The organism is Labedella populi (assembly GCF_004078655.1).
Lineage (GTDB): Bacteria > Actinomycetota > Actinomycetes > Actinomycetales > Microbacteriaceae > Labedella > Labedella populi.
Genome location: NZ_RZNC01000003.1, coordinates 609,134 through 633,627 on the forward strand (window position 1 = coordinate 609,134; position 24,494 = coordinate 633,627).

Annotated in this window: 27 protein-coding genes; 16 read left to right on the forward strand and 11 right to left on the reverse strand. The window is 71.8% G+C overall.

Annotation, left to right across the window (positions count from 1 at the left end; translation table 11 throughout):
- Positions 1–27 precede the first annotated feature (27 nt).
- Positions 28–978, reverse strand: coding sequence for a glycosyltransferase family 9 protein (locus ELQ92_RS11400; protein WP_128499058.1), 951 nt, complete (start codon positions 976–978; stop codon positions 28–30).
- Between the two features lie 73 nt (positions 979–1,051).
- On the opposite strand from ELQ92_RS11400, the gene ELQ92_RS11405 reads away from it, so the two are divergent.
- The 7 genes from ELQ92_RS11405 to ELQ92_RS11435 all read left to right on the forward strand — a co-directional run bounded on the left by ELQ92_RS11405 (position 1,052) and on the right by ELQ92_RS11435 (position 7,847).
- On the forward strand, positions 1,052–1,642 hold the full coding sequence (locus tag ELQ92_RS11405; protein WP_208004330.1) for a D-glycero-alpha-D-manno-heptose-1,7-bisphosphate 7-phosphatase: 591 nt from the start codon (positions 1,052–1,054) through the stop codon (positions 1,640–1,642).
- Positions 1,639–2,721, forward strand: a complete 1,083-nt coding sequence (locus ELQ92_RS11410) for a glycosyltransferase family 9 protein (RefSeq protein ID WP_128499060.1) — start codon at positions 1,639–1,641, stop codon at positions 2,719–2,721. Before ELQ92_RS11405 ends, ELQ92_RS11410 begins: the two co-directional genes overlap by 4 nt.
- Positions 2,718–3,737, forward strand: a complete 1,020-nt coding sequence (locus tag ELQ92_RS11415) for a glycosyltransferase (protein WP_128499061.1) — start codon at positions 2,718–2,720, stop codon at positions 3,735–3,737. The genes ELQ92_RS11410 and ELQ92_RS11415 overlap by 4 nt, the downstream gene beginning before the upstream one ends.
- The gene (locus tag ELQ92_RS11420) at positions 3,734–5,023 is read left to right on the forward strand and encodes a glycosyltransferase (RefSeq protein ID WP_128499062.1); all 1,290 of its coding nucleotides are present in this window, start codon (positions 3,734–3,736) and stop codon (positions 5,021–5,023) included. Before ELQ92_RS11415 ends, ELQ92_RS11420 begins: the two co-directional genes overlap by 4 nt.
- Entirely contained in the window at positions 5,020–5,700 is a 681-nt protein-coding gene (locus ELQ92_RS11425; protein ID WP_243694984.1) for a D-sedoheptulose-7-phosphate isomerase, read from the forward strand. Before ELQ92_RS11420 ends, ELQ92_RS11425 begins: the two co-directional genes overlap by 4 nt.
- Complete coding sequence (locus tag ELQ92_RS11430) at positions 5,697–7,058, forward strand: PfkB family carbohydrate kinase (protein WP_128499063.1); 1,362 nt, start codon at positions 5,697–5,699, stop codon at positions 7,056–7,058. Before ELQ92_RS11425 ends, ELQ92_RS11430 begins: the two co-directional genes overlap by 4 nt.
- 87 nt (positions 7,059–7,145) lie before the next feature.
- A complete protein-coding gene (locus ELQ92_RS11435) occupies positions 7,146–7,847 on the forward strand; it encodes an SDR family oxidoreductase (RefSeq protein ID WP_128499064.1) in 702 nt (233 codons plus the stop codon).
- Here the strand turns inward: ELQ92_RS11435 and ELQ92_RS11440 are convergent.
- Positions 7,813–8,946, reverse strand: coding sequence for a glycosyltransferase family 9 protein (locus ELQ92_RS11440; RefSeq protein ID WP_243694985.1), 1,134 nt, complete (start codon positions 8,944–8,946; stop codon positions 7,813–7,815). The genes ELQ92_RS11435 and ELQ92_RS11440 overlap by 35 nt on opposite strands.
- Before the next feature lie 137 nt (positions 8,947–9,083).
- Between ELQ92_RS11440 and ELQ92_RS11445 the strand changes: the two genes are divergently transcribed.
- The 8 genes from ELQ92_RS11445 to ELQ92_RS11480 all read left to right on the forward strand — a co-directional run bounded on the left by ELQ92_RS11445 (position 9,084) and on the right by ELQ92_RS11480 (position 17,316).
- Entirely contained in the window at positions 9,084–10,508 is a 1,425-nt protein-coding gene (locus ELQ92_RS11445) for an aldehyde dehydrogenase family protein (protein WP_128499065.1), read from the forward strand.
- A gap of 104 nt (positions 10,509–10,612) precedes the next feature.
- On the forward strand, positions 10,613–12,031 hold the full coding sequence (rfaE2, locus tag ELQ92_RS11450) for a D-glycero-beta-D-manno-heptose 1-phosphate adenylyltransferase (protein WP_424980094.1): 1,419 nt from the start codon (positions 10,613–10,615) through the stop codon (positions 12,029–12,031).
- On the forward strand, positions 12,028–12,993 hold the full coding sequence (locus ELQ92_RS11455) for a glycosyltransferase family 2 protein (RefSeq protein WP_128499067.1): 966 nt from the start codon (positions 12,028–12,030) through the stop codon (positions 12,991–12,993). The genes rfaE2 and ELQ92_RS11455 overlap by 4 nt, the downstream gene beginning before the upstream one ends.
- A gap of 68 nt (positions 12,994–13,061) precedes the next feature.
- A complete protein-coding gene (locus tag ELQ92_RS11460) occupies positions 13,062–13,337 on the forward strand; it encodes a hypothetical protein (protein WP_128499068.1) in 276 nt (91 codons plus the stop codon).
- Positions 13,338–13,366: 29 nt separating this feature from the next.
- The gene (locus ELQ92_RS11465; RefSeq protein ID WP_128499147.1) at positions 13,367–15,193 is read left to right on the forward strand and encodes a thiamine pyrophosphate-requiring protein; all 1,827 of its coding nucleotides are present in this window, start codon (positions 13,367–13,369) and stop codon (positions 15,191–15,193) included.
- A gap of 72 nt (positions 15,194–15,265) precedes the next feature.
- The gene (locus ELQ92_RS11470) at positions 15,266–15,460 is read left to right on the forward strand and encodes a DUF2795 domain-containing protein (RefSeq protein ID WP_128499069.1); all 195 of its coding nucleotides are present in this window, start codon (positions 15,266–15,268) and stop codon (positions 15,458–15,460) included.
- Between the two features lie 152 nt (positions 15,461–15,612).
- The gene (locus tag ELQ92_RS11475) at positions 15,613–16,530 is read left to right on the forward strand and encodes an oxygenase MpaB family protein (protein WP_128499070.1); all 918 of its coding nucleotides are present in this window, start codon (positions 15,613–15,615) and stop codon (positions 16,528–16,530) included.
- A 258-nt stretch (positions 16,531–16,788) separates the two neighbouring features.
- Positions 16,789–17,316, forward strand: coding sequence for a GNAT family N-acetyltransferase (locus ELQ92_RS11480; protein ID WP_128499071.1), 528 nt, complete (start codon positions 16,789–16,791; stop codon positions 17,314–17,316).
- Positions 17,317–17,326: 10 nt separating this feature from the next.
- Here the strand turns inward: ELQ92_RS11480 and ELQ92_RS11485 are convergent, their stop codons facing one another.
- The 4 genes from ELQ92_RS11485 to ELQ92_RS11500 all read right to left on the reverse strand — a co-directional run bounded on the left by ELQ92_RS11485 (position 17,327) and on the right by ELQ92_RS11500 (position 20,901).
- Complete coding sequence (locus ELQ92_RS11485; RefSeq protein WP_128499072.1) at positions 17,327–18,289, reverse strand: cation diffusion facilitator family transporter; 963 nt, start codon at positions 18,287–18,289, stop codon at positions 17,327–17,329.
- A 186-nt stretch (positions 18,290–18,475) separates the two neighbouring features.
- Positions 18,476–20,047 (reverse strand): bifunctional phosphatase PAP2/diacylglycerol kinase family protein, encoded by a 1,572-nt coding sequence (locus tag ELQ92_RS11490; protein WP_128499073.1) that lies wholly within the window; start codon positions 20,045–20,047, stop codon positions 18,476–18,478.
- 30 nt (positions 20,048–20,077) lie between these two features.
- On the reverse strand, positions 20,078–20,260 hold the full coding sequence (locus ELQ92_RS11495; RefSeq protein ID WP_128499074.1) for a hypothetical protein: 183 nt from the start codon (positions 20,258–20,260) through the stop codon (positions 20,078–20,080).
- Positions 20,261–20,343: 83 nt separating this feature from the next.
- Entirely contained in the window at positions 20,344–20,901 is a 558-nt protein-coding gene (locus ELQ92_RS11500; RefSeq protein WP_243694986.1) for a hypothetical protein, read from the reverse strand.
- A 138-nt stretch (positions 20,902–21,039) separates the two neighbouring features.
- Between ELQ92_RS11500 and ELQ92_RS11505 the strand changes: the two genes are divergently transcribed.
- Positions 21,040–21,795 (forward strand): RNase H family protein, encoded by a 756-nt coding sequence (locus ELQ92_RS11505; RefSeq protein ID WP_128499076.1) that lies wholly within the window; start codon positions 21,040–21,042, stop codon positions 21,793–21,795.
- On the opposite strand, the gene ELQ92_RS11510 is transcribed toward ELQ92_RS11505, so the two are convergent.
- The 5 genes from ELQ92_RS11510 to ELQ92_RS11530 form a co-directional block, all read right to left on the reverse strand.
- Positions 21,788–22,090 (reverse strand): hypothetical protein, encoded by a 303-nt coding sequence (locus ELQ92_RS11510; protein WP_128499077.1) that lies wholly within the window; start codon positions 22,088–22,090, stop codon positions 21,788–21,790. The genes ELQ92_RS11505 and ELQ92_RS11510 overlap by 8 nt on opposite strands.
- Entirely contained in the window at positions 22,087–22,839 is a 753-nt protein-coding gene (locus ELQ92_RS11515; RefSeq protein ID WP_128499078.1) for a class I SAM-dependent methyltransferase, read from the reverse strand. The genes ELQ92_RS11510 and ELQ92_RS11515 overlap by 4 nt, the downstream gene beginning before the upstream one ends.
- 43 nt (positions 22,840–22,882) lie before the next feature.
- Complete coding sequence (locus ELQ92_RS16610; RefSeq protein WP_243695001.1) at positions 22,883–23,056, reverse strand: DUF3072 domain-containing protein; 174 nt, start codon at positions 23,054–23,056, stop codon at positions 22,883–22,885.
- A gap of 333 nt (positions 23,057–23,389) precedes the next feature.
- The gene (locus ELQ92_RS11525; protein WP_128499079.1) at positions 23,390–23,914 is read right to left on the reverse strand and encodes a YflT domain-containing protein; all 525 of its coding nucleotides are present in this window, start codon (positions 23,912–23,914) and stop codon (positions 23,390–23,392) included.
- A gap of 45 nt (positions 23,915–23,959) precedes the next feature.
- Positions 23,960–24,139 (reverse strand): PspC domain-containing protein, encoded by a 180-nt coding sequence (locus ELQ92_RS11530; RefSeq protein WP_128499080.1) that lies wholly within the window; start codon positions 24,137–24,139, stop codon positions 23,960–23,962.
- Positions 24,140–24,494: the final 355 nt, after the last annotated feature.

Genomic DNA, 24,494 nt, shown 5'->3' on the forward strand with positions numbered 1-24,494 from the left:
GCTGAGGCGACCCTGCGCTCAGAACGGTCAGCGCGTCGGGAGCGCCTCGACGGCGGCGAGGACGTCCTCGACCGTGACCGCGAGCAGCGCCGGGTCGGGCTCGTCGGAGAACACGTCCCCCCTTCTCACGGAGGCGTCGGTGAGCACGATGTGCGGGCCACCGGCCGGCGGGCCCCACTCCTCGGGCGGGGCGGGGCCGAAGATCACGACCGACGGGATCCCGTAGGCCGACGCGAGGTGCGCCGCGCCTGTGTCGACGGTGACGACGATCCGGGCGGCTGCCACGACGGCCGCGAATCCGACGAGGTCGACGCGGCCGGCGAGGACGTCCGCGGGGTCGAGACCGGCACGGCTGGCGACATCGAGGGCGCGCTCCCGCTCGACGTCGCCCCCCGTGAGCACAACGCGGTGACCGGCACGGCGGAGCTCGGACGCGACCGCCGCGAACCGCTCGGCGGGCCAGTGCCGGGCACCGTAGAAGGCCCCGATGTGCACGACGGCAGCGTCCGCCACGAGAGGCGGTGCAGCGGGAACGTCGATCGCGACCTCGTCGGGGTCGGCTGTGATGCCGTGCTCGGTGAGCAGCCGCGTCCAGCGGTGGCGCTCGAGGACGCCGTCGACCCACTCCGGACCGTCCGGGTCGTCGGGGAGGTGCGCGATGAGGCGGCGCGGCTCGATGGCCGCGAGCAAGTCGCCGCTCTCCGGCCCCCGACCGTGGAGATTCACGGCGACGTCGACGACACCGGGCGCGATCTCGAGGGGCTGGGACAACCCGGGCGTCGGGAGCAGTTCGTCCACCGCACCCACGAGATCCACTACGGGCTCGAGCCACCCCGTGGTCGCGAGCACGATCCGGTGCCCGAGGAACGCGCGGCGGAGGGCGTGCAAAGCGGGGACGGCCACGAGCAGGTCTCCGAGCTTGAGCGCCCGCAGTACGAGCAGGGTCGGCCGGTCGGGATCGGATCCGAGGAGGGTCATGGTCCCATCGTGGCAAATCGAGCGTCCGATCGCTTCGGCGTTTACTCCTCGATCAAGTGGGTACCACCGTCGTATGGGATTCGACGCGACCGCACCGACCGGCACGAGCGCTCCGAGCGCCGTCCTGTTCGATCGCGACGGGACACTCGTCCGGGATGTGCCGTACAACGGCGACCCCGCTCTCGTCGAGATCCTGCCGACGGTCCGGGAAGCGGTCGACCTTCTTCGCGAGCGGGACATCCCGATCGGCGTCGTCTCGAACCAGTCGGGTGTCGCGCGGGGGCTCATCTCGCTCGATGATGTCCGCGCCGTCAATCGGCGGATCGACGACCTGATCGGTCCGTTCGACGTGTGGTGCGTCTGTCCGCACGGCCCCGGCGACGGTTGCGCGTGCCGCAAGCCCCGACCGGGACTCGTGCTCGACGCGTGCGAACGGCTGGACGTCGACCCGCACGACGCCGTCGTCATCGGCGACATCGCCGCCGACCTCGGAGCCGCTGAGTCAGCGGGAGCGACGGGGATCCTCGTGCCGACCCCGGTGACTCTGGTTCCCGAGGTCGTCGCGGCCGAGCTCGTGGCGTCGACGGTGCTCGAGGCCGTCGAACTGGCCCTCGCCGACGGCGCGATGGGCGCCTCGACCAGACGGCGGCGGGTGACACGATGACGCGGATACTCGTCGCACGCCTCGACAGCGTCGGAGACGTCCTCGTCTCGGGTCCCGCCGTGCGTGCCGTGGCGGCGAGCGGTGCCGAGGTCGTCCTCCTGGCGGGCCCGCAGGGCGCGTCGGCCGCCGGGCTCCTGCCCGGTGTCGACGAGGTCCTCATCTGGGAGTGCCCGTGGATCACCGACCCCGCCCGTGCAGTCGACCAGTCCGTCGTCGACGAACTCCTCACGCTCGTACGCGCAGCGGGCGTCGACGAGGCCGTCGTGCTCACGTCGTTCCATCAGAGCCCGCTCCCCCTCGCCCTGCTCCTCCGCTTGGCCGGGGTCGGCCGCATCTCCGGCGCGTCGGTCGACTACGCGGGACGTCTCCTCGACGTGCGGTTGCGGCCGGGCGAGGATTTCCCGGAGGACCAGCCGGAGCCCGTGCGGGCGCTCCGCATCGCCGAGGCCGCGGGGTTCGCGCTGCCTCCGGAGGACGACGGCCGACTCCGCGTCCGGGAGCACGGTGCACCGCCGGCCGATGTCGGCGAGCCCGGATACGTCGTCGTGCACCCGGGCGCCGCGGTCCCCGCCCGGACCTGGCCGGCGGGCCATCACGCCGCGACGGTCGACCTGCTCACCGGCCGCGGCGTCCGCGTCGTCGTCACGGGCGGACCCGGCGAACTCGCTCTCACCGCCGCGGTGGCGGGCGCGACGGGCACGGACCTCGGAGGGCGGACCGACCTCGGTTCACTCGCCGCGGTCCTGCGGGGCGCGGCCGCGGTCGTGGTGGGGAACACGGGTGCAGCGCATCTCGCCGCGGCCGTCGGAACCCCCGTCGTGAGTCTCTTCTCGGCCGTCGTGCCGCACGAGCGGTGGGCGCCCTACGGCGTGCCGACCGTCCTGCTCGGCGACCAGCATGCGCCGTGTGCGGGCAGCCGCGCCCGGGTCTGTCCCGTCCCCCGGCACCCCTGCCTCACCTCCGTCCATCCGGAGCAGGTCGTCGACGCGGTCTTCGCCCTGACGGGTCCCATCGGCGGCGCCCGCACCTTCGGCAGTGCGACGATCGCCGCTCCACGACGAAAGGAGCACACACCGTGAGGATCCTGCTCTGGCACGTCCACGGCGGCTGGTCGGACGCCTTCGTCCGCGGCCACCACGACTACCTGCTCCCCCGCACGCCGGACGGCGGAGCGTGGGGACTCGGTCGAGGCGGGCGGCCCTGGCCCGACAGGGCCGTCGAGGTGGCGCCGGAGGACGTGGCGGAAGCGGGCGTCGACGTGGTCGTCCTACAGCGCCCGGAGGAGCTCGACGTCGCGGAGCGGCTGCTCGGTCGCCGCCTTGGCCGTGACGTCCCCGCCGTCTTCCTCGAGCACAACACGCCGAAGCCCGCTGCGGTCACGACACGGCATCCCCTCGCCGAACGCTCGGACATCCCGATCGTGCACGTCACGCACTTCAACGACCTGGTGTGGGACAGCGGCGACGCCCCGACCGTCGTCATCGAGCACGGGATCCCCGATCCCGGTGCCCTCTACACGGGCGAGATGGAACGACTCACCGTCGTCACGAACGAACCCGTCCGGCGGTGGCGCATTACGGGGACAGACCTGTTGCCCCGGTTCCTCACCGCCGGTCCGATCGACGTCTTCGGCATGGGGACCGACGACCTTCCCCGAGCGGTCGGCGCGACACGCGACGACCTCCGCCCGTGCGGCGATCTGCCGACGGCTCGAATGCACGCGGAGCTCGCGCGGCGCCGCGTGTACGTGCACACCGCGCGATGGACGTCGCTCGGGCTCTCGCTGCTCGAGGCGATGCACCTCGGCATGCCCGTCGTGGTGCTCGGCGTCACGGAGGCCGGTCGCGCCGTGCCACCGGGCGCCGGGGCGATCTCGACCGACATCGACGACCTCGTCGCGGCCGCCCGGCAGCTGCTCGCCGACCCCGACGAGGCGCGGGTCCGGGGCGCCGCCGCCCGACGGGCCGCCCTCGACCGCTACGGCCTCGACCGGTTCCTCCGGGACTGGGACGAGGTCCTCGCCGACGTCGTCGGCACCGCCGTCGGCTCCCCCGCGACGACCGGCTCCGCTCTCACCGGAAGGACTGCCTCATGAGGATCTCCATGGTCTCGGAACACGCGAGCCCGCTCGCGACGCTCGGGGGTGTCGACGCCGGCGGCCAGAACGTTCACGTCGCCGAGCTCTCCGCCGCACTGGCTCGACGCGGCCACGAGGTGACCGTCTACACACGCCGCGACGACGCCGACCTGCCCGAGCGGGTCTCCTTCGCCCCGGGCGTCGAGGTCGTGCACGTCGACGCCGGCCCGGCGCGCCCCATCCCCAAGGACGACCTGCTGCCCTTCATGGGAGACCTCGCCGCGGGAGTCGCGGAGGACTGGGCCCGCACCCGGCCGGACGTCGCCCACGGACACTTCTGGATGTCGGGCGTCGCGGTTCTCGAGGCCGCCGAACGCGCCGAGCGCTCGGGCCTGCGCCCCGCCGTCCTCCACACCTACCATGCGCTCGGCGTCGTCAAGCGACGGAATCAGGGCGCGGGTGACACGAGCCCGCCCGAGCGCGAACCACTCGAGGCCGACATCGGGCGACGAGCCGATGCGATCGTCGCGACGTGCTCCGACGAGGCGTTCGAACTGCGGATGCTCGGGGTTCCGGCCGCGCACATCTCGGTCGTGCCGTGCGGAGTCGACCTCGCCCACTTCACCCCCACCGGGCCGCGGGAGGAACGCGGACGCGACCACCGCATCACGACCGTCGGCCGCCTCGTGCAGCGGAAGGGCGTGGGCACCGTCATCGAGGCCCTCGCCGCGGTCGTCGCGAGCGGCTTCGACGCCGAACTCGTCGTCGTCGGTGGTGGCGGCAGCAGTGACGACCCCGAGATCCGCCGACTCCGCGGCATCGCCGAGCGCGCCGGTGTGGCCGACCGCGTGGTCCTCCGAGGCCAATTGGCGCAGAAGGACCTGCCCGCCGTGATGCGTTCGTCCGATCTCGTCGTCTGCGCGCCCTGGTACGAGCCGTTCGGCATCGTGCCGCTCGAAGCGATGGCGTGCGGCGTTCCCGTCGTCGCGAGTTCCGTCGGGGGTCTCATCGACTCCGTCGTGAGCGGGACGACGGGGACGCACGTGCCCCCGCGCGACCCCGCCGCGATCGCCGAAGCCGTCTCCGATTTGCTCGCGCGGCCCGATCAGCGCGCCGCGTACGGACGAGCCGGACGGCGGCGCATGGCGTCCCGTTACTCGTGGGATCGGGTCGCCGCCGACACCGAACGCGTCTACCTCGCCACCGCCGCGGCGCGTCGCTCGGCGGGCGCGATGGAGGGCATCGGGCGCATCGACGGACTCCGCTCCCGACGACGCACCCGCCGAGAGGGAGGAACACGATGACCATGCACGCACGACGATCGAGCGAGACGACGACGCTCACACGGCGGCGCTCGGACGAGGGCGCCGGAACCGGCCCTGCCCTCGCGGGCCGCGTCATCCGCGACCACGTCGACGCGCTGCACGCCGTCCTCGTGGCGCTCCAGTCCGAGGCCGAGCACCTCGCGTCGTGGGGGCGCACCCTCGCGGACCATCTCGAAGCGGGCGGGCGGGCGCTCGTCGCCGGCAACGGCGGGTCGGCCGCGGAAGCTCAACACCTCACGGCGGAGCTCGTCGGGCGCTTCGACGGCGATCGGAAGGCGTACTCGGCGATCGCGCTCAACGCCGACTCGTCGAGCGTGACGGCGATCGGCAACGATTACGGCTTCGACGAGGTGTTCGCGCGCCAGGTGCGCGCGCACGCGCGGCCGGGAGACATCGTCATCCTCCTCTCGACGAGTGGCGCGAGTGCGAACCTGCTGTGCGCGGCGGCCGCGAGTCGGGAGGTCGGCGCCCGGAGCTGGGCCGTCACCGGCCCCGGACCGAATCCGCTCAGCACGGCGTGCGACGACGCCATCTGCCTGCCCGGGTCCTCCCCGAACGTGCAGGAGGCGGAACTCGTCGCCGTTCACGCCGTCTGCCTCGCCTTCGACGCACGCGTACGCGAGTTCGCGGCCACCTCGACGGAGGCGGACTCGTGAGGATCGTGGTCGTCGGCGATGCACTCCTCGACGTCGACGTCGACGGCACCGCGCACCGACTGAGTCCGGACGCCCCGGTACCGGTGGTCGACCTCGCCTCGCGCACGGTGCGCGCGGGCGGCGCGGGACTCGTCGCGGCGATGCTGAGACGGGACGGCGCGGACGTGTCACTCGTCTCCGCGATCGCTGCGGACGAGCACGGGGCTGAACTCGTCGGCGCGCTCGAGGGCGTCAGGGTCGTGACCGCGGGCGCGGAGGACGCGACTCCCGTGAAGACCCGGGTGCGCGCGTCCGGTCATGCGATCGCTCGGCTCGACGAGGCGTGCGGCGCACCCGGGGAACCGATCATCGACGGTGCCATGCTCGCCGAGATCGAGTCGGCCGACGGGATCGTCGTCGCCGACTACGGACGCGGAATGGCGGCTCACCCCGCAGTCCGTTCCCTGCTCGCACGACGGGCGACCGAGGTCCCCGTCGTGTGGGACCCGCACCCTCGCGGCGCCGAGCCCGTGGCCGGCGCGACCATCGTGACCCCGAACAGGGCGGAGGCCGCGGCGTTCGCCGGGATGACCGTCGACGGCGTCTCGGACGCTGCAACGGCGGCCGAGCGGCTCGTCGAGGCGTGGGGGGTCCAGCGGGTCGCCGTGACTCTCGGGCAAGCCGGAGCCGTGCTGGGCTCGCCGGGACGACTGCCCCTCGTCTCGACCGCGCGCGCCGTCGACTCCGCCGACCCGTGCGGCGCCGGCGATCGTCTCGCGGCGACCCTCGTCCTCGAGCTCACGAACGGGTCGACCGTCGACGACGCGCTCCACGCGGCCGTCGCGCGCGCCTCGGCCTTCCTCGCCGCAGGCGGGGTGTCGGGGCTCGACGTTCCCGACAACGCCGCGGCGATCGGGGGTGAGGCGTCCACGGCGCTCAGCGTCGCTCGATCCACTCGCGACCGCGGAGGAACCGTCGTCGCCACGGGTGGCTGCTTCGACCTCTTGCACGCCGGTCACGCCCGCACACTGGCGGCAGCCCGTGCGCTCGGGGACTGCCTCATCGTCTGCCTCAATTCGGACGCCTCGGTGCGGCGCCTCAAGGGCCGTGAACGTCCTCTCATACGACAGGAGGACCGCGTCGACCTGCTTCTCGCCCTCGAGTGCGTCGACGCCGTGCTCGTCTTCGACGAGGACACCCCGGAGGAGGCCATCGGCCGGATCGAGCCCGACCTGTGGGTGAAGGGCGGCGACTACGTCGCGGCCGATCTCCCCGAGTCGCGCGTGCTCGCCGAGCGGGGTGGCCGCGTCGTCACCGTGCCGTACATCCCGGCACGGTCGACGTCGGCGCTCGCCGACGCTCTCGCGCGCGTCGGCTGAACCGGGACGCCGTCCGCACTTCTCTTCTTGTCTCTGTCCCCTCTCTCGTTCTGTCTCTGTCCCTTCACGCTCTCGAAAGGAGCACGCATGACCATCCCCACTACCGACATCGGTCGAGTCCTCGTCACGGGCGGATCCTCCGGCCTCGGCGCCGCCGTCGTCCGAGCCGTACACGCGCACGGCGGCACGGCCATCGTGCTCGACCGCGCCGCGCCCTCCGACCCCGACATCGAGTCGCACGAGGTCGACGTGTCCGACACACGGGAGGTCGAGCGTCTCGTGGGCGAGATCGCCGCGGCACACGGCGGCCTCGATGCCGTCGTCACGGCCGCCGGCATCGATCGGCCCGGTCGCCTCGAGGACATCGACGCCGTCGCATGGGAGAAGATCGTGCAGGTCAATCTGTTCGGCACCGTCGCGACCGTACGGGCGGCCCTCCCCCACCTCGAAGCGAGTCACGGACGGGTCGTCACCGTCGCCTCGTCTCTCGCCCTGAAGGCCGTCTCCGACGCGACGGCCTACTGCGCATCGAAGTTCGCAGTGCTCGGCTTCTCACGGTCGCTCGCGGCCGAGACGAAGGGCCGCGTCGGCGTGACGACCCTCATTCCGTCGGGAATGCGAACGCGATTCTTCGACGACCGTGACGCACAGTACAAGCCCGGCGACGACGCGAAGCTTAACGACCCGGAGTACGTCGCCAACGCCGTGATCTTCGCGCTCTCACAACCCGCCGGTTGCGAGGTCCGCGAACTCGTCATCTGTCACGAGGAAGAAGACTCCTGGCCCTGAGGTCGGCGACGTCGGCGAGCACGGCGGCCGTGTCGACCTCGTCGACGAACGAGTCGTCGTGCTCGCAGCGTTCGGCCGTCCACCCGACCTGCGTGACATCCACTCCGCACACGAGGCAGCGCGTCGTCCAGGAGAGATGGATGCGGTGCCGCTCCCGGCCGAAAGGTGCAGCGTTGAGGGCGTTCCCCATCCAGAAGATCCCCACGGTGGGAGCGCCGACAGCGACAGCGAGGTGACGCGGCCCGCTGTCGTTGGCGACCACGACGTCCGCGATCGCGAGGAGACCCGCGGTCACGCCGAGCGGAAGCGCGCCCGCGAGATTCGACACGAGTGACGCGTCGGCGCCGCGCTCGCGCACTCCCGCGACGATGGCATCGGCCGTCTCGACATCCGTCGCGTCGCCGATGACGGCGACGCGCGCACCCGTCTCGACGAGAGCCGCCGCGACCTCGGCGAAGCGATGCGCGGGCCAGCGTCGTCGCGGGTCGGTGGCGCCGGGGTGGATGACGACGCGCCCGGTCGGCCCCGCCGGGACTCGGGCCGCCGCCGCCGCACGCTCACTCTGCGTGGTGAGGACCCGCGGCTCCAGGACGACCGGCGCAGCCCCCGCGAGCCCGACGACCTCGAGCGCGCGCAGGACCTCGTGCTGGTAATAGAGGTAGGGCATGCTGCGCTCGAGCTCGACGGCATCGGGAGTGCGCGTCCCGACGGTGTGGCGGGAGCCGAGACCGAGCAGGAACGGGTTCGAGTTCCGGCCGCCGCCGTGCACCTGCACGGCGAGGTCGAAGCGGCGCCCGCGCATCCGCTCGAGGAACGCCTCCGCGCTCTCCGCGTCGGCATCGGCTCCCCCGGACGGCGCGTCACGGATCCCGGGGGCGATGGGCAGGACCTCGACGTGGTCGATCGGAGACGCCCTCCCGTCGAGGAGAGCATGATGGAGCGGGGTCCCGAGCAGTGTCAGCTCGGCCGCCGGGTATGCCGCGGCGAGCGCTTGGATCGCGGGCATGGCGAACAGGAGATCACCGAGTCCTCCGCCGCGGAGCACGGCGATCCTCCGCACCCCGTCGAAGCGCTCCCGTGTCCGTCCGACCTCGATCACGCGTCACCATCCCTTCCCGTTCCCCTGTTCCCCGACGACTCCGGCGCCAAACCCTCCCCCGCATACCGGTTCCGGCTCGGGTGCATGATCCGGGACACGAGTGGGTATCGGACCGTTGTGACCGGACGGAGGAGGACATGACCGTGGAGACGACGATCGCAGCCCCGGTGGACGAGGGGCGACCGACCGATGCCGAGGTACTGACCGTGCGCGATCCGCGCACGGGGAGCCTCGTCGGGACCCTCGAGGTGCAGGACGACGCCGCCGTGCGCGACGCCGTGGCCCGGTCGCGACGCGCGTTCGGCGCCTGGCGTCGCACGCCGGCGGCCGAGCGGGGTGCGATGCTGCATGCCGCCGCGAGTGCCCTCGAGGAGCGGTCCGACGAGATCGCGCGGACGCAATCGAGTGAGACGGGCAAGTCGATCGACGACGCGCTCGGCGGGATCACCGCCGCCGTCGGGACGCTGCACCAGTACGCGGAACTCGGTCCCGTCCACCGTGGCCGCAGTCTGCAGGGCGGCATCGAAGCGGTCGACCTCGCGATCAACCGGCCGCGTGGCGTCGTCGCCGTCCTGACGCCGTGGAACGATCCCGTCGCGATCACCGCCGGTCTCGTCGGCGCCGCGCTCGTGACCGGCAACACGGTCGTGCACAAGCCGAGCGAACGCTGCCCGCACACGGGCGCCCTCGTGAACGAGATCCTCGCCGGAAGCGTCCCCCTCGACGTCTTGATCCCGCTCGTGGGCGACGGATCGACCGGCGCAGCTCTCGTCGCCCGTCCGGAGGTCGATGCCGTCGCCCATGTGGGGTCGTCGACGACGGGACGCGCGATCCATCTCGCGGCCGCCGCGCACGACGCCCACGTGATCCGGGAGAACGGCGGCAACGACGCACTCATCGTGGACGCCGGTGTCGACCCCGAGTGGGCGGCCCGGCAGGCGGCCGTCGGCGCCTTCGCCAATGCCGGCCAGATCTGCACGTCTGTCGAGCGCGTGTTCGTGCACCGTGATGTCGCGGGCGCATTCATCCCGGCCCTCGTCCGGGAAGCGGAGCATCTCGTCGCCTCCGGCGCCCTCGGTCCGCTCGTCGACGAGAGACTCCGTCAGGACGTGCACGACCAGGTCGAGGAGGCACTCGCCGAGGGGGCCCGGGCACTCACGGGTGGACGGATCCCGGACGGACCCGGGACCTTCTACCCCGCGACCGTTCTCGTCGACTGCTCCCCCGCGATGGCGGTCATGTCCGAGGAGACCTTCGGTCCCGTTGCGCCCATCATGGTCGTCGATGACATCGACGAGGCTCTGCTCCGTGCGGCCGACGACCGCTACGGACTCGCGGCGACGGTCCTGACCCCATCGATGGCGACGGCGCACCGCGCGATCGCGGAGCTCGACGTCGGCACCGTCAAGGTCAACGCGGTGTTCGGCGGCGCACCGGGCGGGAGCGCTCAACCGCGGCGCGCGAGCGGGGCCGGCTTCGGTTACGGACCGGAACTGCTCGACGAGATGACCACCACGACCGTCGTGCACCTGGGCCTCCCCGAGACGGCGGAGGCATCGTGACGGGGGCCGGGACCCCGAGCGCCGCCGACGCGGGTCGTGCGATCGAGGGTCTCCCCGCGCGGATCCGCGAGGCCGCACCCGTCGTCGTCGTCATCGGCGACCTGATGCTCGACCGTTGGTGGCGGGGCGGAAGCGGCCGTCTCAGCCGGGAGGCGCCGGCGCCCGTCGTCGACCTCGTCGACCGGAGCGATGCCCCCGGAGGAGCCGCCAACACCGCGATGAACCTCGCGGCGCTCGGGGCTCGAGTGCGACTCGTCGGCGCGACGGGGGACGACGACGCGGGCGAGCGGCTGCGGGACGTCCTCGCGACGGCGGGCGTCGATGTGAGTGGGGTGGTCCTTCGCCCGGGGCGCTCGACCGTCATGAAGACGCGCATCATGGCCGATGACCAGGTGCTCGTCCGCGTCGACGAGGGCGACGTCGGGGTCCCGACATCGGAGGACGAGGAGCGACTCGCTCGGGCGGCGGTCCGCGCGCTCGAGGGCGCGGACGCACTCGTCGTCTGCGACTACGGTGCCGCAACGCTCCACGGTGCCGTGCGGAGTCGGCTCGCGGCCGCGACGGCGGATGGTCCTCGCATTCTCACGGTCGTCGACGCCCACGACCTCGCCCCGTGGGCCGCGCTCTCCCCCGATGTCGTCACGCCGAACGAGGCCGAGGCGGCCCTGCTGCTCCGCCGCTCGCGCTCCTGGCCCGGAGTCGGTCCCGACCGCGTCGGCTCGTTCGCCGCGGCGGCCGACGATCTGCTCTCCCTCTCGGGCGCTCGTGCCGTCGTCGTCACGCTCGATCGGGACGGCACGATCGCGTTGACGCGCGACGGTGAGCCGTTCGCGACGCTCGCGCACCCGGCCGCCGAGAAGTTCGCCTCGGGGGCCGGGGACACGTTCACCGCGGCCCTCACGGCCGCTCTCGCGAGCGGCGCAACCCTGCCCGTCGCGACCGTCGTCGCCCAGCATGCCGCCGACGTCGTCGTCGGGCGCTTCGGCACAGCGGTCTGCTCGACCACGGACCTGCAGGCGCGCGTGTCCCTGGACGGTCCCGTCGCGATCGGCGCCGACGAGCTCGCCCAGCGGCTCGCCGAGGAGCGCGGAGACGGCCGGCGCATCGTCTTCACGAACGGGTGCTTCGACGTCCTCCACCGCGGGCACACGAGCTACCTGCGGCAGGCGAAGGCCCTCGGGGACGTGCTCGTCGTCGCCATCAACAGCGACGAGTCGGTGCGGCGCCTCAAGGGGCCCGAGCGGCCGATCAACACCGCCGCAGATCGTGCCTCCGTCCTCGCCTCGCTCGAGTGCGTCGACCTCGTCACGGTCTTCGAGACCGACACGCCGATCCCGCTGCTCGAGAGCCTCACTCCGGACGTCTACGTCAAGGGCGGGGACTACAGTCCCGAGATGCTCACCGAGACGCCCGTCGTCCGGGGGTACGGCGGAGAGGTGCGTATCGTCGATTACGTTCCGTCGCACTCCACCACCTCGATGGTCGAGCGCATCCGGTCACGCCGGGAGGACCCGGTGTCGTGACGGAGAGCAACGACGAGCCGGTCCCGGCGCGGCGGTGGTCCGGAGACTGGACGACCGAGGCTCCGCCGCCGCCACCGCGACTCGAGGTGCTCATCCCCACGATCGGGCGGACGAGTGAACTCGCCGTGACGCTCGCCGGTCTCGCCGCTCAGGACGAGCCGGCCTTCGACGTGATCGTGAGCGATCAGTCCGAACTGTTCACGAGCGCGAGCGAGCCGAGTGTCCAGGCGATGGTGCGCGTGCTCCGCGCCCAGGGGCACGGCGTCGAGCTCGTGCACCGGCCGGAGCGGCGCGGGCTCGCCGAGCAGCGGCAGTTCCTCCTCGAGCGATCGTCCGCCCCGGCCGTGCTCTTCCTCGATGACGACGTCTGGACGGAGCCGGGTCTCCTCGAGCGCCTGCTCGACGCCCTCGAGACCCTCGGCTGCGGTTTCGTCGGATCCGCCGTCCAGGGACTCTCCTACCTCGAGGACCGCCGCCCGCACGAGGCGACGACCTTCGAGCCGTGGCCGGGACCCGTCATCCCGGAGAGCGTTCGCCCGGGCCGACCGGAGCACGACCGGTGGCCGTTGCACAACGCCGCCAATCTGGCCCACATCGCGGGGACGCTCGGCGTGGAGCGTGACGGCTGGCTCGCGTACAAGGTCGCCTGGGTCGGCGCGTGTGTGCTGTACGACCGGGAGGCGCTTATCGAGGTCGGCGGCTTCGATTTCTGGACGGGGCTGCCGCCGAGCCACTCCGGAGAGGACGTCGCGGCCCAGTGGCGGGTGATGGAGCGCTTCGGAGGGGCCGGGATCGTCCCGAGCGGCGCGGTACACCTCGAGGCGCCGACGACGATCGTCGATCGGACGGTCGACGCGGCCCGCGCGCTCTTCGCCGCCGCGGGCTCGGCGGGGAGCTCGGCCGCGAGCTCGGTGGGGAGCTCGGCGGGGCCGAAAGGTCAGACGGACTCGTCAAGCCCCTGACCTCGAGCCGCGCCGCGCCTAGCGTGGCCGACACGAGAACGAAGTGCACGACCGGAACGGAGACCCGCATGTCCCACACCAACACTCCGCTGCCCTTCGAGGGCGACCCCGTCGTCGAGTCCCTCGGAATGGGCGGTGGCGCCGGAGAGCCCCTTGGTCCCGGCGGCGACGCCATCGACATCGGCGAGGACACGGAGATCGGCGCGGCGGGCGACGGAGCCGACGCGGCCGACGGTCACACCGCCGATGAGGGCCGCATCCCCACGTCCGGGAACGACGAGCCCACCGACGCGGCCGCCGCCCGCCAGGACAGCGCGGCCGCCGAGACGAACGGACAGCCGTGAGTCGGGACGGAACCGCGATCGCTGGGGAGATCGACGACGGCCGTCCCGACGCCTCGGCGGATTCGCCCGATGCCACGGTCTCCGACGTGATCGTCGAGCGACTCGCGGCGTGGGGCGTCGACCGCGTCTTCGGATACAGCGGCGACGGCATCAACGGCGTTCTCGGCGCGCTCCGCCGCGCCGGCACGATCGATTTCGTGCAGGCGCGCCACGAGGAGAACGCGGCGTTCATGGCCACGGGCCACGCCAAGTACGGCGGCGGCGTCGGCGTCATGCTCTCGACGCAAGGACCCGGCGCGATCCACCTCCTGAACGGGCTCTACGACGCGAAGCTCGACCGCATCCCCGTCGTCGCCGTGATCGGGCAACAGCACACGAGCGTCCTCGGATCCGGCTACATGCAGGAGGTCGACCTGCAGGTCCTCTTCTCCGACGTCGCCGCGAACTTCCTCTCGCTCGTCTCGTCCCCCGACCAGGTGCCGATGGTCATCGACCGGGCGTTCCGATCCGCGCTCGCGACACGATCGCCGGCCGTCGTGATCGTGCCGCACGACGTGCAGTCCGCCCCGGCACCCGAGCTGCCGCACGAGCACGGCGTCGTCGTCACCGCGCCGCGGTTCGCTGCGGCCAGGCCGCGCCCGACGAGCGACGACCTCGACGCCGCGGCCGCGGTGCTCGACGCCGGCGAGCGCATCGCGTTCCTCGTTGGGCGAGGTGCCGCGGGCGCACGCGACGAGGTGCAGCGCCTCGCCGACCGGCTCGGCGCCGGCATCACGACGAGTCTGCTCGGCAAGCCGTACGTCGACGAGACGCATGACCTCTCGGCCGGGACGATGGGGCACCTCGGGACGACGGCGAGCGGGAAGGTGCTCTCCGAGTGCGACACCCTCCTCATCGTCGGATCGAACGATCCCTGGACCGAGTTCTACCCCGCGCCCGGGCAAGCGCGCGCGGTGCAGATCGACCTCGATCCGCGCGTCGTCGGCGACAGGTATCCGGTCGATGTCGGACTCGTCGGCGACGCGGCGGAAACCCTCTCGGCGTTGCTCGAGCGGGTCGACGCCGAGAGAGTGCGACCGTGGACGGAGACGGTCCGCGCGCACGTCTTGGACGGGCGCCGGGTGGCGGCCGAGCGCGCGGCCGTCGCAGCGGAGCCGATCAACCCCGAAGCGGCGGTCCGCTCGCTCGACGCGCACCTGCCCGCCGACGCACGCATCGCGCTCGACGTCGGAAGCGCCGTCTACTGGTACGCACGCCAGGTGCGACTGCCGGCGGGCGTCGACGCTCACGTCTCCGGCACGCTCGCGAGCATGGGCTGCGGAGTGCCGTACGGCATCGCCGCGAAGCTGCTCACACCTGAGCGTCCCGTCGTCGTGCTGGCCGGCGACGGCGGCATGCAGATGTCGGGATTCACGGAACTCGCGACGATCGCCTCGCGGTGGCCGACGTGGTCGGACCCCCGTTTCGTGATCGCCGTGCTCGACAACCACGACCTCGCCGAGGTGAGCTGGGAGCAGCGCGAGATGGAGGGGGAGCCGCGCTTCGCTCAGAGCCAAGCGCTCCCGACCGTCCCGTTCTCCGATGTCGCGAATCTTCTCGGTCTCGGCGGCGAGTGCGTCTCGTCGCCGGAGTCCCTCGACGGAGCATGGGAGCGCGCCTTCTCGGCCGACCGCCCCTACGTCCTCGACATCCGCACGGATCCGGCGATCCCCCTCGTCCCCCCGCTGTCCCAGGCCGGGGAGAAGCTCGACCAGATGCGGCAATCGCTCGAAGCGGAGCGGACGGCGGGCGGCGAGCACGCGGAGCGGGCCCTCCGCCTCCTCGACACCTATGCCGAGATCGAACTCGGTCACTGAGCCCCGTCGCGTGGCTCCCCCGCCCGGCGAGCCACGCGTCGGACCACGGGAAGAACGAGAGAAAGGACGACAATGACCGCTCCCAACCCCATCCAGGTGCAGAAGTACCTCGGCGGCATCGATTACCCCGCTTCGAAGGACGACATCGTCTCGGCTGCCGAGAGTTCCGGTGCCGATGAGAACGTGCTCGAGGCGCTCCGGTCCATCCCGGACCAGGAGTACGACGCCCCGACCGCCGTGAGCAGCGCCGTCTCCGACGCCGGCTGACCTCGTGCGATTCGGAACGCCGTGGTCCTCCCCACCGGGAGGGTCACGGCGTTCCGGCGTCCGGGCCGGACACCGTCGGACTCGCTCGGCGTCGGCGCGTGAGGCGCCGCGAACCGCGTGGTTTCCCAGGCGCGGAACGTAGCGTGACGCGTATGACTCGAGCCCGTCTCGCGCGCATCGCCGCCTCCTGGAGATCCCACCTCCTCACGACGTTCTCGGGCGACGGCGACGGCAAGCCGCAGTGGGTCGAGGCGATCGCCGACGGCGACGACGACGGGTACTTCGGGCCGGGCTCCGCGAGCTGGGCGGTGCACGGCGGTATCCCGACGCTCGTCGCCGGCATCCGCGCCCTCCTCGTCCAGACGCTCCACCCGGGGGCGATGGCGGGTGTGCACGACTGGTCGCGATACCGGGAGGATCCCCTCGGGCGGCTCTCGGGAACGATCCAGTGGCTCGTGACCGTGACCTTCGCCGACACCGCTGTAGCCCGGCGCGAGTCCGCTCGCGTCGGCCGCTTCCACTCCCGGGTCGCAGGGACGTACGTCGACGCCGAGGGACACGAGCGGCCGTACTCCGCCGGCGACCCCGAACTGCTGTCGTGGGTCCACATCGTCTTCACCGACGCGTTCCTGTCGTGCCACGAGGTGTGGGGCGGGCCCATCCCCGGCGGCGCGGACGCGTACGTGCGCGAGTGGGCGACGGCCGGCGAGCTCGTCGGCGTCGTCGATCCGCCGCGGTCCGAGCGGGAGCTCCGCGACGGACTCGCCGCGTTCCGACCCGTCATCAAGACCGACGAGCGCGTCGCCGAGGCCGTGCGCTTCATCCGCCGACCGCCGCTGCGGCCCGCCATGATGCCCGCGTACCGGATCCTCTTCGCGGGCGCCGTCGCCTCGCTCCCGCGCGACTACCGGCGCCTTCTGGGACTCCGCCGCTCGCCACTGCCCGTCGTCACCGCGACGCGCATGGTCCTCTGGCTCGTCGCCCGGGTACTCGGCAGCTCGTCGACCTCGGAGGACGCGGCCCGCGCCCGCATCGCCCGCCTCCGCGCGGCCGGTGCGCGGCCCGCCTGACCCACGAGTCCCCCTCCCCTCCGCCCGTCCCCGCCCCCCGCTACCGAGAGCGTTCGTGCGCACATACGCCGGTGTACTGGCGCATGTGTGCACAAACGCCGGACCCGGCGAGCGCTTCAGGCGCGATTCAGCGCCCGTCCGGAATGATGGCACATCGCCGAGATGTCGGGAGGCACGGTCGCGGCCGAGGACTCCCCGCTCGGAGGCGCTCGCCTCACGCTGCGTCTTCCGACGGCGGACCTCCCCTACCCTGGTCGGATGCATTCCGATCCCGTCATCGTCGCCCGCGAGCGACCGGACCGCGCGGACGTCCTCGCCCTTCTCGACGAGCACCTGACGGACATGTTCGCGACCTCTCCGGCGGAGAGCGTGCACGCACTCGACCACACCGCCCTGCTCGATCCACGCATCACGTTCTTCACCGCGCGCGATGACGGCGGTGCCCTCCTCGGCTGCGGCGCCCTCTCGGTGCTCGGGCCGGATGACGGCGAGATCAAGTCGATGCGGACGTCGGCGGCGGCGCGCGGTCGCGGTGTGGCCGGGTCGGTGCTGCTCGCGATCCTCGCGGAGGCACGCGAGAACGGCCTGACGCGGATCTGGCTCGAGACCGGTGCGGAGGACTACTTCGCCGCCGCGCGGCGTCTCTACGTCCGCAACGGCTTCACCGAGTGCGGTCCGTTCGGCTCCTACGTCGAAGACCCCCACAGCGTGTTCATGACGCTCGAGCTGTCGACCGACTCGACCGACTCGACCGACTCGACCGCGCCGAACGCGCCGAACGCCTGACGGATCCGGCTCAGAGGTCGATCGAGGCCTCGTCGCGCACCGAGAGGGTCAGCACGGCCGAGCCGATCGCGGGGATCTCCTCGATGCGGCGCTCGAGCGTCCGGAGCCGGAGCGCCACGCCGCTCTCGGGGTCGTCGCCCGCGAGATCGACGGCCGCGACGAGCGACAGCCGTTCCGGTCCGATGAACTCGAGGTGGAGGTAGGTGAGCCGCTCGATCTCCGGTAGCTCGAGGAGGGCACGAGCGACCCGCTCGCGCACCCCCGTCGGCGGCACGACGCCGACGAGGAACCGGCGGTTCCGACCGATGAGGACGACCGCGACGACACCGAGCAGCAGGCCGATCGCGATCGAACCGATCGCGTCGAAGACCGCGCTCCCCGTGATCTCGTGGAGCGCGATACCCGTGGCGGCGAGGACGAGTCCGACGAGGGCCGCCGCGTCTTCCGCGATGACGGCGCGGAGGGTGGAGTTCGAGCCGTTGAGCGTGAGGTCGACCGCGGAGCGCCCGAGCCTCCGGGCATCGCGCCGGACCTGCACGATCGACTGCACGAAGGAGACACCCTCGAGGACGAACGCGACGGCAAGCACGATGTACGCGATCAGGAAATCGTCGGCCGGCTCGGGTTCGAGGAGTTCCTGGACGCCGTGCGTGACCGAGACGACGGCACCGGCCGTGAAGAGCCCCACGGCGGCGAACAGCGACCACACGTAGGATTCCCGCCCGTAGCCCAAGGGATGTCCGGGGTCGCTCGGCTTCGCCGCTTTCCGGTCGGCGACGATGAGGAGGATCTCGTTCCCGGCGTCGGCCCACGAGTGCGCCGCCTCGGCGAGCATCGACGCCGAACCGGTGAGAAACGCCGCCACCGACTTCGCGAGGGCGACGAGTACGTTCGCCACGAACGCGACAACGACGGCGATGGACTTCTGCGGTCGCTCCGTCGCGGGATCGGGGACGGCCGATGACACGGTCATGCTTCGACGCTATACCTTCCTGAAGGACCTTTCAGGGGGCTTCAGGTCGGCGGCGCCGTCGCCGGTGTCCTCGCCCGCGGCGGCGTGACGCGCCATCGTCACCAGCACGTCCTCGGACTGACCCGAGCCCACAGCGATCGCCGCGCTGCAGAGGGGCGGGAGCGTTTCCCGAGGCGGCGACCGGGCTCACTCCGGACGCGCGTAGACCGTGAGTCCCCCGGGGACGATACGCAGCTGAGCGGTGTAGTCGCGTCGAGCGATCTCGTCCTCGACCTCGCCGTCGCGTCCGAAGGTCGCGAGGGCCTTCTCCGCGGAGCGGACGTTCAGCTCGACGGAATCCGCCGTGAACATCGTCGTCGCGCTGCTCAGCGGGAGAACCCGCATCGCGCGGAGCACGGCGCTCGTCTTCCGGCCGAAGGCGAGCGACGCGATCGCATGAACCCGCGACCGGGCGTGCAGGATGCGTACGTCGAGGGCGCCGCCCTCCAGCCGCAGCCGACGCATGGGAGCGATCGTGTGCGAGAAGTTCGGGTCGACCCCGACGAAGACGCTCCAGACGCGCATCGCTCTGCCGTCGACCGTGACATCGAGCGGGTCTGCCCGCCGCAGCACGCGCCGGAGCGCGAACACACCGGCTGCCCACTTGCCGAGCCGCTTCTCGAGCTTCTCGCGCTCGACGACGAGCGCCGGGTAGACGCCGACCGATCCGGCGTTGAGGACCGTGACGGGATCACCACCGTTGAAGCTCACCTCCGCGACGTCGGCGGTCACGCCCGAACCCGCTTGAAGAGCGTCGATCGCATCGTCGATCGAGTCGATCCCGGTCGAGCGGACGAAGTGATTGAACGTGCCTCCCGGGAGGGCGAGGAACGGGACGCCGTGGCGGCGGACGCGATCGGCGGCCGTCGCGACGGTGCCGTCGCCTCCGCACACTCCGATGACGAGCGGCCGCGGCTGAGTGCCCACGGCCTCGTCGATGAGAGCCGTCAGGTCCTCGTCGCCGCTCAACACGTGGACGCGGGCGCGCGGAAGCCGCCGCCTGATGGTCTCCTCGGGGTCGGCACGGACGACGCTCTTCCCGGACCCGGGGTTGAGGAAGACCATGAGGCCCTCCCCGTCGGTGAGCGCGGGCAGCGTCACTCGGATCGCGGAAACGGGACCGCCCCGTTCGGTCTTCGGCCGTACCGGAAGGACGAGTCGACCGACGATCGCCACCGCCGCCCCGAGCGCGACCCCGCCCACGACGTCCGACAGCCAGTGCGCCCCGACGTGCGCGCGGGAGTATGCGACTCCCGCCGCAAAAGGCGCGACCATGCCGGCGGACCGCGGCGACTCGAGCGCGACGGCCGTCGCGAAGGCCGCGGCACTCGCCGAGTGCCCGGAGGGGAACGATGGAGACGTCGGCGGTGTACGCAGCCGGCGTCCGATGGGGATGTCGTCGAGCAGCGGACGGTCCCCGCCGAACACGCGTTTCCCGACGAGGTTCGCGACCATACTCGCGACGGTCAGTGAGGCGACCCCGCGAAGCGCGGCGCGGCGACTGCCGATGACGGCGAGGACTCCGGCGATCACGAACCAGAGCACGCCGCGGTCGGCGGCACGGGTGAGGGCGACGAGTGCCCTATCGGCCGCAGGGGGCGTGCGACGCCGGTTGATGCCGCGTCCCACTGCGGCGTCGACCCGCCGCACCCAGCGAGGGATGTGGCGCACACGCTGGATCGCCACGATCGGCTGACGCCAGCGGCTCGGCGTCGTCACCTGCTCACCTGTCCGCGCATGCCTCGGGCGTCACCCGTCGACGCGGGAGTCGTCCTCACCCTCGGCCTGTGAGGGGCGCCCGATCCCCTCGTTCCCGGCGTTCTGGGGCTCGGGCGACTCATCGCCCGTGTCCTCGCCTTCGGCTTGCGACGGCTTGTCGAGAGCGGGGTCGTATTCCTCGTCGGAACCGTTCGTGGGGGTCGAGTCGACCATGCGTCACTCCTCGGGGTCGGTGCATCTGGCTGTCCTGACCTACGTTACGCGCCGGGCTCCCCCCGGCCTCAAGGGGTTGCGCGTCAGGCGCCCGACGGCGGCTCGACGAGGAGGCCGACCCGGTCGGCGAGGTAGGCGCCGAGCGGAGTGCTGTTGGCGGTACCCTGCCCCCAACGGACGACCGGTGCCCCATCCGCAATGACCAACGGACCCGACGAGGAGTGGAGCGCTCCCTCATCGAGCTCGAGGCGTCTCCATCCGAAGTTGACCGTCTCGCCCTCGTGGAACCGCCCCCGGAGGGCGGCGGCACGGTACTCCGCACGTTCGCGCGCCGAGTCCGACGTGTAGCCGCGGCGGCCCGGGTCGACAGCGCGAGTCGTCGACCCAGTCTCGTACGCTTGCCCGTCGCGGTCGACGAGGAGGACCCCGAGCCGCCAGACGCGGCCGACGGGTCGCAGGACCGGCTCTCGTGGGACGAGCAGCACCCGACGACGACCGACGTACGTGGCGAGAGCCTCGTCGCGGGCTCCCGCCTCGGCGAGTCTCGAGGCGGCGCTCCGGAGCATGGCGCGGACGCGCACCTCGATGCCGTCGGGGGCGTCGGGCGACTCGTCATCCACCACTCCATCATGCAGAACCACCGACGCATCCGCTGCTACTTGCGGCGACGCGCCGGGGGCGAGACGAACGTGACGGACCCCTCCACTCGTCGCGTTCGCGCGACGAGCGGACTGCGCGGCGCGGCTACGATGAGACGGCACCATGAGGGAAGGGTTCGAATGACCATCACTGCCGCGGCGGACGGATCGGCCCTCGGGAACCCGGGCCCGGCGGGCTGGGCCTGGTACATCGACGACGCAAACTGGGCGGCAGGCGGGTGGAAGCACGCGACGAACAACCAGGGTGAGCTCATGGCTGTGCTCGATCTGTTCCGCTCCACCGCCCACCTTCCGGACGACCTTCACATCCTGTGCGACAGCCAGTACGTCATCAACTGCGTGACGAAATGGATGCCGGGATGGAAGAAGAAGGGCTGGCGGAAGGGCGACGGCAAGCCGGTCATGAACGTCGACCTGCTGCGTGAGATCGACGAGGCGATCGTCGGGCGCAGCTACCGATTCGAATGGGTGCGCGGCCACGTCGGACACGTCCTCAACGAAGCCGCCGACTCGCGCGCCCGTGCCGTGGCGGAAGCGTTCCAGCGCGGCACGCCCGTGCCGACGGGACCCGGTCTCACACTCGTGGGTTCCACCGCGCCAGCGGAGCCGGCAGCGGTTCCGACGACGGAACCGGCAGCAGCCGCCACACGACCGGTTCGGCCTCCCGCCGAGCCCGCCGCGCGGACCGTCGATGATTCGAGCCGCTCCTCGCGTCCTGAGCCGCCGAGCCTCTTCAGCTTCGACGATCTTCCCCATGACGCAGGGACCGACAGGCACGTGACGCTCACCCTCAGCGATACCGACTACGCGCGACTCGTCGAACGTGCACGACGGGCCGGGCGTACGCCGGAACAACTGCTCCGCGACCTCATCTGACGGGGCGGGTCTCCGTCGTTATCCGCCCGCGACCGAACGGGAGCCGGGGCGCCGTATAGACGACGCGCGTGGCTTCCGATGGGAGAACCGTCTCGGCCACGCCGTAGCGCCACGCCCGGTTGAACAGATAGATCCGGACGGCGCCGTCGATCGGGGATCGCCAGGTGCCGACGCCCCACTGCGCGGGCTGGCCGCGACCGTCGACGACGACGGTCGGCCGGACGCCGGGATGCAGGGAGAGTCGGGGCCGGACGAGTTCCAGCACGATGCGGGGAGCCGCAGGAGCGTCGGTCATCGCTCCGCCCCGGACGTGCGACCGACGGCGTACCGGAAGACGTTCTCCAGCACATAGCCGCCGTCCGCACGCCGGAACGGCGCAGCGGCCTCGAGGACGACGCGCTTGTCCTCGGGGTGCGGGTCGTCGTCGAGGAGTACTCCCCTGAGGAGCGCGACGTCGTCGGCAGGCGCCCACGTCACGTCGACGGTGCCGGCCTCGACGAGATCGAAGCCCGCCTCGACGAGGACTGCCTCGAGGCCGCCGGGGAGGCGTAGATCGCCGTCGGGTGGCGTCTCGTCTCCGGCCGCAGTCGCGAGCGCGCTCTCGATCGCATCGAGCTGGTTGAGCTCGCGGTCGGCCCAGTTCGCCACCGCGATGAGCCCTCCGGCGCGGAGGACCCGCCGCGCTTCGGTGAGCGCTGCCGAGGTGTCATCGGCGTATTGGAGGGCGTTGACCGTCGCGACGACGTCGAAGCTCGCATCCGGCCACGGGAGTTCTCGCCAGGAGCCCTCGCGGATGTCGGCGTCGCCGGCACGCCGTCGAGCTTCTGCCACCATGCCGGCGGCCGGGTCCACACCCGCCGCGTGAGCACCGCGTTCCAGCAGCGAAGCGAGGAACTCGCCGCTTCCGCATCCCACGTCGAGCACGGCGGAATCCGCTTCGATCCGGCAGACGTCGAGGAGCCGGACATGGACAGGCTGCATGACGCTGCCCCATGACCGTGCCCACTCCTCCGCGATCTCCGACCAGCTCTCAGCGTCGCTCATCGGCGCACTCCCGCGTTTCCACCTCGAAGAGCCCCGTCGAAGATTACTGCCCTCGGCCGGTCTTCGCCTGGAGGCGCTCGATGTGCTCGGAGGCCTCTGCCTTCGTGAGATCGGCCGACAGCTCCTCGCCCGCCTCTCGGGCGAGCGTGTCGAGATAGCTACGCTGTGCTCCCGTCATCGGCTCGTCACCCGTGACCCAGTCGTCCGGGTCCTTCACGGCCGTGTCGCCGCCACTCGCTCCACCGAGCGTCTCGGAGCCGAGCGCATCACCGTGCGTGGTGGAGTCGGGTCCGCCGACGGAACCGCTGTTGTTGCCCGGGTTGGTGTTGCCCGCATCGGGCTCGTCGCCCGGCAGGGCGTCGTTGCCCGGGTTGGTGTTGCCCGGGTCGGGCGTCGCTGTGGCCTCGGTGTCGTTTGCGGGATTGGTGTTGCCCGGATCCGCTGCATCGGGGGTCGCGTCGACGGGATTGTTGTTCTCGGGGACGATGTTCTCGTTGCTCATGGGAGCGAGGCTACTCCGCACCACCGACGGCGAGGAGGGGTTGCGTGCTCAACTCGTCCGTCGCGCGAGGACCTGCTCGGCGCGCGTGGCGAATTCGGCCTCGACCTGCACCTCGTATCGACCGGCCTGGAGCGTCTGCACCGAGGTGAAGTCCCGGCGGCCGCCGGTCGCGAGGTGACCGAGGAATCCGAAGAGTGCTCCCCAGAGCGCACCAAGCGCGAGAGCGGTGAGGATGATCCCGATCCAGACGACATCCGGGACGAAGAGGCTGAAGAGCAGACCGGCGAGAAGACCGAACCAGGCTCCGCCCGCGAGGCCGCGGAGCGCCGCGGTGCCCTTCGTGAGACGCCCCGAGACGTCTTCGACCGTGCGCACGTCGAAGCCGACGATCGATACCCGCTCGACGGGGAACTCCTGGTCGGAGAGGTAGTCGACGGCCGCCTGGGCGTCGAGGTACGCGGAGAAACTGGCGACCGTGCGCTTCCAGGAGGGGTCGAGGGGCTCGCCGGCGGGGCCGCCGAACCCGGGGGAGGCGGGGCCGGTGGGGCTGCCGGACGGTTCTGTGTTGGACATGATGCGACTCCTTCGGTGAGGGCGGGTGTCTCCTGTCGAGGTCGGTCAGACCTCTTTCGGGATGGCGATCCAGAGGATGACGTAGATGATCACCTGCGGGCCGGGCAGGATGATGCTCGCCGCAGTCAGGACGCGGACCGTCGTCGGATTCCACTGGTATCGGTTGGCGATGGCCGCGCAGACGCCCGCGATGACGCGGCCGCGGCGGGGACGTACGAGGTTCATGTCCATAGCCTGACAGAGCGCGGCTCCGTCATCCAGGGGTGGACCACAGACCTTCGTCTCCGCCGCGGGTGACGAAGGAGCGTGCCTGAGTCTGCCGACAGTGCCGCCATCGAGTCGCGGCTCGTCGTCCACAGTAGGGCCACCCATCGGTCTTCCCACCGCGTCTAACGGGGCGGAGTGAGTGTCGGTGGTGTGGTGTTCACTGTTCCTATGGGGGAACACGGCACCGCACTCAGCGCCGCGATCGCACACGCGGTCGACGAGCTCACCGCACCTCTCGACGCCCTCGTTCCCGCTCGCCTCTCGAGTGACGACTACCTCACTCTTCTGCGCGAGGTCGAGGACCTCGGCCGCG

What these genes read in the sequence shown, in the direction of transcription:
- ELQ92_RS11400 (WP_128499058.1), bottom strand. Translation starts at nt 978, where the DNA reads ATGACCCTCCTCGGATCCGATCCCGACCGGCCGACCCTGCTCGTACTG.
- ELQ92_RS11405 (WP_208004330.1), top strand. Translation starts at nt 1,052, where the DNA reads ATGGGATTCGACGCGACCGCACCGACCGGCACGAGCGCTCCGAGCGCC.
- ELQ92_RS11410 (WP_128499060.1), top strand. Translation starts at nt 1,639, where the DNA reads ATGACGCGGATACTCGTCGCACGCCTCGACAGCGTCGGAGACGTCCTC.
- ELQ92_RS11420 (WP_128499062.1), top strand. Translation starts at nt 3,734, where the DNA reads ATGAGGATCTCCATGGTCTCGGAACACGCGAGCCCGCTCGCGACGCTC.
- ELQ92_RS11425 (WP_243694984.1), top strand. Translation starts at nt 5,020, where the DNA reads ATGACCATGCACGCACGACGATCGAGCGAGACGACGACGCTCACACGG.
- ELQ92_RS11435 (WP_128499064.1), top strand. Translation starts at nt 7,146, where the DNA reads ATGACCATCCCCACTACCGACATCGGTCGAGTCCTCGTCACGGGCGGA.
- ELQ92_RS11445 (WP_128499065.1), top strand. Translation starts at nt 9,084, where the DNA reads ATGACCGTGGAGACGACGATCGCAGCCCCGGTGGACGAGGGGCGACCG.
- rfaE2 (WP_424980094.1), top strand. Translation starts at nt 10,613, where the DNA reads ATGCTCGACCGTTGGTGGCGGGGCGGAAGCGGCCGTCTCAGCCGGGAG.
- ELQ92_RS11460 (WP_128499068.1), top strand. Translation starts at nt 13,062, where the DNA reads ATGTCCCACACCAACACTCCGCTGCCCTTCGAGGGCGACCCCGTCGTC.
- ELQ92_RS11470 (WP_128499069.1), top strand. Translation starts at nt 15,266, where the DNA reads ATGACCGCTCCCAACCCCATCCAGGTGCAGAAGTACCTCGGCGGCATC.
- ELQ92_RS11475 (WP_128499070.1), top strand. Translation starts at nt 15,613, where the DNA reads ATGACTCGAGCCCGTCTCGCGCGCATCGCCGCCTCCTGGAGATCCCAC.
- ELQ92_RS11480 (WP_128499071.1), top strand. Translation starts at nt 16,789, where the DNA reads ATGCATTCCGATCCCGTCATCGTCGCCCGCGAGCGACCGGACCGCGCG.
- ELQ92_RS11485 (WP_128499072.1), bottom strand. Translation starts at nt 18,289, where the DNA reads ATGACCGTGTCATCGGCCGTCCCCGATCCCGCGACGGAGCGACCGCAG.
- ELQ92_RS11495 (WP_128499074.1), bottom strand. Translation starts at nt 20,260, where the DNA reads ATGGTCGACTCGACCCCCACGAACGGTTCCGACGAGGAATACGACCCC.
- ELQ92_RS11505 (WP_128499076.1), top strand. Translation starts at nt 21,040, where the DNA reads ATGACCATCACTGCCGCGGCGGACGGATCGGCCCTCGGGAACCCGGGC.
- ELQ92_RS11510 (WP_128499077.1), bottom strand. Translation starts at nt 22,090, where the DNA reads ATGACCGACGCTCCTGCGGCTCCCCGCATCGTGCTGGAACTCGTCCGG.
- ELQ92_RS11515 (WP_128499078.1), bottom strand. Translation starts at nt 22,839, where the DNA reads ATGAGCGACGCTGAGAGCTGGTCGGAGATCGCGGAGGAGTGGGCACGG.
- ELQ92_RS11525 (WP_128499079.1), bottom strand. Translation starts at nt 23,914, where the DNA reads ATGTCCAACACAGAACCGTCCGGCAGCCCCACCGGCCCCGCCTCCCCC.
- ELQ92_RS11530 (WP_128499080.1), bottom strand. Translation starts at nt 24,139, where the DNA reads ATGAACCTCGTACGTCCCCGCCGCGGCCGCGTCATCGCGGGCGTCTGC.